Annotated in this window: 4 protein-coding genes; all 4 read left to right on the forward strand. The window is 44.6% G+C overall.

Annotation, left to right across the window (positions count from 1 at the left end; genetic code table 11):
• The first annotated feature begins 28 nt into the window (after positions 1-28).
• Positions 29-955, forward strand: coding sequence for a glycine--tRNA ligase subunit alpha (gene glyQ, locus AB3112_RS00365; protein ID WP_057909193.1), 927 nt, complete (start codon positions 29-31; stop codon positions 953-955).
• Positions 955-3,036 (forward strand): glycine--tRNA ligase subunit beta, encoded by a 2,082-nt coding sequence (gene glyS / locus AB3112_RS00370; protein WP_367333803.1) that lies wholly within the window; start codon positions 955-957, stop codon positions 3,034-3,036. Before glyQ ends, glyS begins: the two co-directional genes overlap by 1 nt.
• A 136-nt stretch (positions 3,037-3,172) precedes the next feature.
• Positions 3,173-4,999, forward strand: a complete 1,827-nt coding sequence (gene dnaG / locus AB3112_RS00375; protein WP_367333804.1) for a DNA primase — start codon at positions 3,173-3,175, stop codon at positions 4,997-4,999.
• A 17-nt stretch (positions 5,000-5,016) separates the two neighbouring features.
• Positions 5,017-6,162, forward strand: a 1,146-nt coding sequence (gene rpoD / locus AB3112_RS00380) for an RNA polymerase sigma factor RpoD (protein WP_367333805.1), incomplete at its 3' end; no start/stop codon positions are given.

Here is a 6,162-nt window from a genome sequence, read left to right on the forward strand (position 1 = left end):
ATGCTTTTTAAAATTAGGAGGAAAATTTATGACTGAAAAATTATCAGTTCAAGAGATTATCTTGCGGCTGCAGCAATACTGGTCAGCACAGGGATGCATGCTGATGCAGGCGTACGATACCGAAAAAGGGGCCGGAACCATGAGCCCTTACACCTTTTTACGTGCAATCGGACCGGAGCCATGGAACGCAGCTTACGTTGAACCTTCCAGACGACCGGCTGACGGCCGCTATGGTGAAAACCCCAACCGTTTGTACCAACATCATCAGTTCCAGGTCATCATGAAGCCTTCTCCTGAAAACATTCAAGAGCTTTACCTCAACAGCCTCAAGGAATTGGGCATCAACCCCTTGGAACATGATATTCGTTTCGTTGAAGATAACTGGGAGAACCCGTCAATGGGCTGTGCCGGTGTTGGTTGGGAAGTTTGGTTGGACGGAATGGAAATTACCCAATTCACCTACTTCCAAATTGTCGGTGGCTTGGAAATGGATCCAGTCGCTTCCGAAATAACTTATGGTTTGGAACGACTTTCCTCCTACGTTCAAGATGTCAACTCTGTCTTTGACCTGAACTGGGCAGATGGCGTTAAGTACGGGGATATTTTCAAAGAGCCTGAATATGAACATTCAAAGTACAGCTTTGAAATTAGTGATCAAGAGATGCTTTTAACGCTGTTTAACGACTACGAACGAGAAGCAAAGCGGTTATTAAAGCTTGATTTGGTCCATCCAGCTTATGATTACATCTTAAAGTGCAGTCATACCTTTAACTTGTTAGATGCAAGAGGGGCTGTTTCCGTGACTGAACGAGCTGGGTATCTATCAAGAATTCGAAATTTGGCGCGTTCGGTTGCCAAAGAATTTGTTGAAGCACGAAAACGCCTGGGCTTCCCGTTGATCAAGGATGAAAAGAAGCGTCAGGAACTACTTAAAGACGATAAGGAGGAGAAGTAATGGCTAATAATTTCTTATTAGAAATCGGCTTGGAAGAAATCCCGGCTCACGTGGTAACACCAAGTATCATCCAATTAAAGAAGCGGGCTGCTGATTTTTTGAAAGAGCACCGGATTTCATTTGATCAAATTAAAACGTTTAGCACTCCTCGTCGCTTAGCTTTGTATATTACCGGCCTAGCCGATAAGCAACCTGACATCGATGAGTCAGTTAAGGGGCCTGCCAAAAAGATCGCTCAAGATAAAGATGGCAACTGGACTAAAGCCGCCATTGGATTTTCTCGTGGTCAAGGTGCGACTCCCGACGATATTACCTTCAAAGACGTCAAAGGAACTGAGTATGTTTTTGTTGAAAAACATATTGCCGGAAAATCCGCCAAGGAAATATTACCTGGGATGAAGGACGTTGTGGTCGCCATGAACTTCCCAACTATGATGAAGTGGGGGAGTTACTCATTTGAGTACGTTCGGCCAATTAAGTGGTTGGTTGCATTACTTGACGATGAAGTGATTCCCTTCAGCATTCTAGACGTCGATACTGACCGGATCACGTCCGGCCACCGTTTCCTTGGAAAGGACGTTTCGTTGGCAAACGCGGACGAATACGAGGAAAAGCTGACCGAACAATTTGTGATTGCGGATGCCGCTAAGCGAAAAGAACTGATCACCAAGCAAATTAAAAAGATTGCCGAGGATAACAACTGGCAAATTAACTTGGATCCCGATCTTTTGGAAGAAGTTAACAATCTGGTTGAATGGCCAACTGCGTTTTATGGTAATTTCGAAGACAAATATTTGGCAATTCCAGACGAAGTCCTGATCACGTCGATGAAGGATCATCAACGGTTCTTCTACGTAACCGATCAAAGCGGACAGTTATTACCGCACTTTGTTTCAGTTCGAAACGGAAATGATTACGATATCCAAAATGTGGTTGCCGGAAACCAGAAAGTGCTAACCGCTCGGTTGGATGACGCAATGTTCTTCTATCAAGAAGATCAAAAGAAATCAATTGCCGATTACGTTGAGCGTCTCAAAAAGGTTAGCTTCCACGACAAAATTTCAACGATGTACGAAAAGATGCAGCGAGTTCAAGTCATTTCCCAATACCTGGGTCAACTTGCCGGTTTGTCTGATCAAGAATTGAAAGATTTAAAGCGGGCTGCTGAAATTTACAAGTTTGATTTGGTCACCGGAATGGTCGGTGAGTTTGCGGAATTGCAAGGGGTGATGGGCGATAAGTACGCTTTGCTCATGGGTGAGACGCCAGCAGTTGCCACTGCAATTTCCGAGCACTACATGCCGATTTCTGCCAATGGTCAGCTCCCGAAGACTAACGTTGGCGCCATTTTAGCCATTGCCGACAAATTGGACAGCATTTTGACATTCTTCGCAGCCGGGATGATTCCAAGTGGATCAAATGACCCTTATGCCTTGCGTCGTCAGGCAACCGGAATCGTTCGCATCGTTGCAGACAAACAGCTGAACTTTGACTTGGATCAAACGCTGGATCAGCTGATTGATTTGGAAGACCAGGCACAAGTTGCGCCTAAATTGGATATGAAAGCTCAGGTTCAAGCGGTCAGCGCCTTTGTCAAGGACCGGATTAAGCAATATTTGGATGATCTGGGCGTTCGTTATGATATTGCCGATGCGGTTACATCAGGTGCACACACGAACATTTTATTCAATATTGTCAGTGCCAAGACGCTTCAGGACCACAAAGACGACGCTGATTTCAAGGACATCATCGAATCATTGACCCGAGTGCAACGGATTTCGAAGAAGGGCTCATTCAAATCTGATGACTTGTCGGTTGACCCAACTTTGTTTGAAAATGATTCTGAAAAGGCGTTACATGATGCTGTTAGTTCAGCGGTCGACGGTTATAAGAACCAAACTGCTGAAGAAGACTTCCGTCGGTTGTCATCACTTAAAGACAAGATTAACGATTACTTTGACGCAACTATGGTGATGGCAAAAGACCCACAGCTTAAAGATAACCATCTTCGTCAGTTGACGGTCATTTCGAAGATGATCCTATTTATCGGTGACCTTGATAAGCTGGTTGTGAAGGGTTAATTCCGAAGTGTCATCGTTTGTACAAAATATTGATTTGTGATATTATCTAAATACGTATCGCTAGTAAAACAAGTCGCACTTATTGTGCGGCTTTTTACAGGCATTGACTCAGTTTTAAAAGATGGGAGGCGAAGTAATGGCAAAGATCCCAGAAGATGTGATTGAAGAAATTAGGTCACAGGTTAACATCGTTGACGTTGTCTCCCAGTTTGTTCAATTGAAACAGTCCGGAAAGAATTTATTTGGCCTTTGTCCGTTTCACGAAGAGCGGACCCCGTCTTTTTCAGTAGCAGAAGATAAACAAATTTTTCACTGTTTCAGCTGTGGTCGTGGTGGGAATGTGTTTAAGTTTTTGATGGAGCTTCAAAACATTTCATTTCCTGAGGCCGTTAAAAAAGTCGCTGAAATGGAACACCTTTCCGTTGATGACAAATACTTTAGTGACGCCGGCAACGCTCAAGCCTCTGCAGAAAATACGCGACAAAAGCAGCTGATCGACCTCCACGAACAAACGGTTAAGTTGTACCACCACATCCTGACGAATACCAAGATGGGGCAACCTGCACTTGACTACTTACATCAGCGCGGGGTCTCGGATGATACCATTGCGATTTATCAGCTCGGGTATGCCCCGGGTCAACGGTTGTTAAAACCATTTTTTGATGAACGGAAGACTGATTTTCAGTTGCTTCGCAAATCAGGCCTTTTTTCTGAGGACCAGGACGGCAATTTGCGGGATCGCTTTGTCGATCGGGTGATGTATCCGATTCGAAACGGCGGTGGACAAACAATTGCTTTTTCCGGGCGGCTGCTGACAGCCAACTCGGATATGCCTAAATATTTGAACAGTCCGGAGACCGAAATCTTTAACAAGCGAAAAGTATTGTTTAATCTAGACTTAGCTCGGCCAAATATCCGTGGTAAAGATCCAGCAATTCTGTTTGAAGGGTTTATGGATGTCATTACTGCCTATCAGGCTGGAATTAAGTCAGGTATTGCCTCCATGGGAACCAGCTTAACCGAACAGCAGATTTACGACATTAAGCGGATTACGCACGAGGTCGTCATTTCCTACGATGGCGATACGCCCGGACAAAAGGCGATTAAGCGGGCAATCGATGCGTTTAACCAGCAACAAAGCCATGTTGAGATGAAGATTATTTCTGTGCCTGATGGCATGGACCCTGATGAATTCATTCGCAAAAAGGGCGCCGATGCGTTTAAACAACTGATTACTCACGCTCAAGCTCCGATTGAATTTGAACTGAGTTACTTGAAAAAGCAGTTTAATTTGGATTCGGAAGTTGATCAAAGTCACTATATTGCTGAAGCCTTAAAATTAATCAGCCAAGTGGACTCCGGAATTTCCCGGGATCTCTACTTGAACCGGTTAGCCGATGAGTTTTCAGTGGACAAGAAGCTGCTTTCTCAGCAACTGGCGCCGTTGACTCGAAAACCAACTGCACCGGTCCAGACGCCACGGACGTATCAGCAGCCGGTTCAACTCAACCAGACGAAGCATTATTCGCTGGTTGAGAAAGCTGAGATGCAACTGATGAGTCGAATGCTTCATTACCACGATATTTGGCTCAAGGTCAGCAACGTGTCTGGATTCGCATTTGTTGATGAACCGTACCAAATGTTGTACCTTTTAGCTGAGGGTTATTTCACAAAATTTGACACTTATAACGTTGCCACATTCAGTAATTTGATTTCCGAAGCGTCATTGCAGAGCCTACTCGTTGAGATTGACATGCTTGAGCTGCCGGATAATCCAACCAACGCTGAAATTGACAATTATTTAAATATTTTGATGAATCGAGCCCCCGTTGAAGAAAAATTAAAAAAGAAGCGTGCCGAACTCCGGCAGGCAACTAAGATTGGTGATATTGACAAACAAAAAGAACTTACAATTGAGATTGTCAAGCTTGAACAACAGAAGAGAATGAAGCAACAAGTATAACTTCAGGAGGCGTTTTGATGGCTAACAAAAAATCAGATGAACAAGTAAAGGTAACAAAGACGGCAGCCGAAAAGAAAACCACGGTCAAGAAGACAACGGCCGCCAAAGCCAAGTCAACTAAGGCCAAGAAGACGACGGCTGTTAAAGCAACCAAGCCCGCTAAGAAAGCTGACAAGCCTTACAAAAAAGAGTTTGACGCAATTGTTAAGGAAAGCAAACCGATCGGTCATATTACCTATGATGAACTTGAAAAGAAAATCCAAACACCCTATTCCTTAAATGAAAAGGATATGGAAGGTCTTTTGGAGAACATTGAAGACTCCGGAATTAGTGTCGTTGACGAGAATGGTGATCCGGATCCCCGTGCCATTGATGCGGCTAAGAAGGTTACCAAGAAGGAACTTTCAGACGTGTCAGCACCAACCGGTGTGAAGATCAATGATCCTGTTAGAATGTATCTAAAGGAAATTGGTCGGGTTTCACTGCTGAGTGCCGATCAGGAAATTTCACTTGCCAAACGAATTGAATCTGGCGATGAAGAAGCCAAACAGGAACTGGCTGAAGCCAACTTGCGATTGGTTGTTTCGATTGCCAAGCGTTATGTTGGTCGAGGGATGCAGTTCTTGGACCTGATTCAAGAAGGAAATATGGGCTTGATGAAAGCCGTTGAGAAGTTTGACTACCGAAAAGGGTTCAAGTTTTCAACTTACGCAACCTGGTGGATTCGTCAGGCGATTACCCGTGCGATTGCCGATCAGGCACGAACAATCCGAATCCCTGTCCACATGGTTGAAACGATCAACAAGTTAATCCGAATTCAACGTCAATTACTTCAAGACCTTGGCCGTGAGCCATTGCCTGAAGAAATTGGTGCCGAAATGGATATGCCGACTGAAAAGGTTCGAGAAATCTTGAAGATTGCGCAAGAACCCGTTTCACTTGAAACACCAATCGGTGAAGAGGACGATTCACACCTCGGTGATTTCATTGAAGATCAAGACGCCACTTCACCAGCTGACCACGCCGCTTACGAACTGCTCAAAGAGCAACTCGAAAGTGTCTTGGATACGTTGACTGATCGTGAAGAAAACGTTCTTCGTTTGCGTTTCGGATTGGATGACGGGAGAACCCGCACCCTTGAAGAAGTGGGTAAGGTGTTTGGC

The organism is Lentilactobacillus sp. (genome assembly GCF_040773105.1).
GTDB classification, from domain to species: Bacteria; Bacillota; Bacilli; order Lactobacillales; family Lactobacillaceae; genus Lentilactobacillus; species Lentilactobacillus parabuchneri.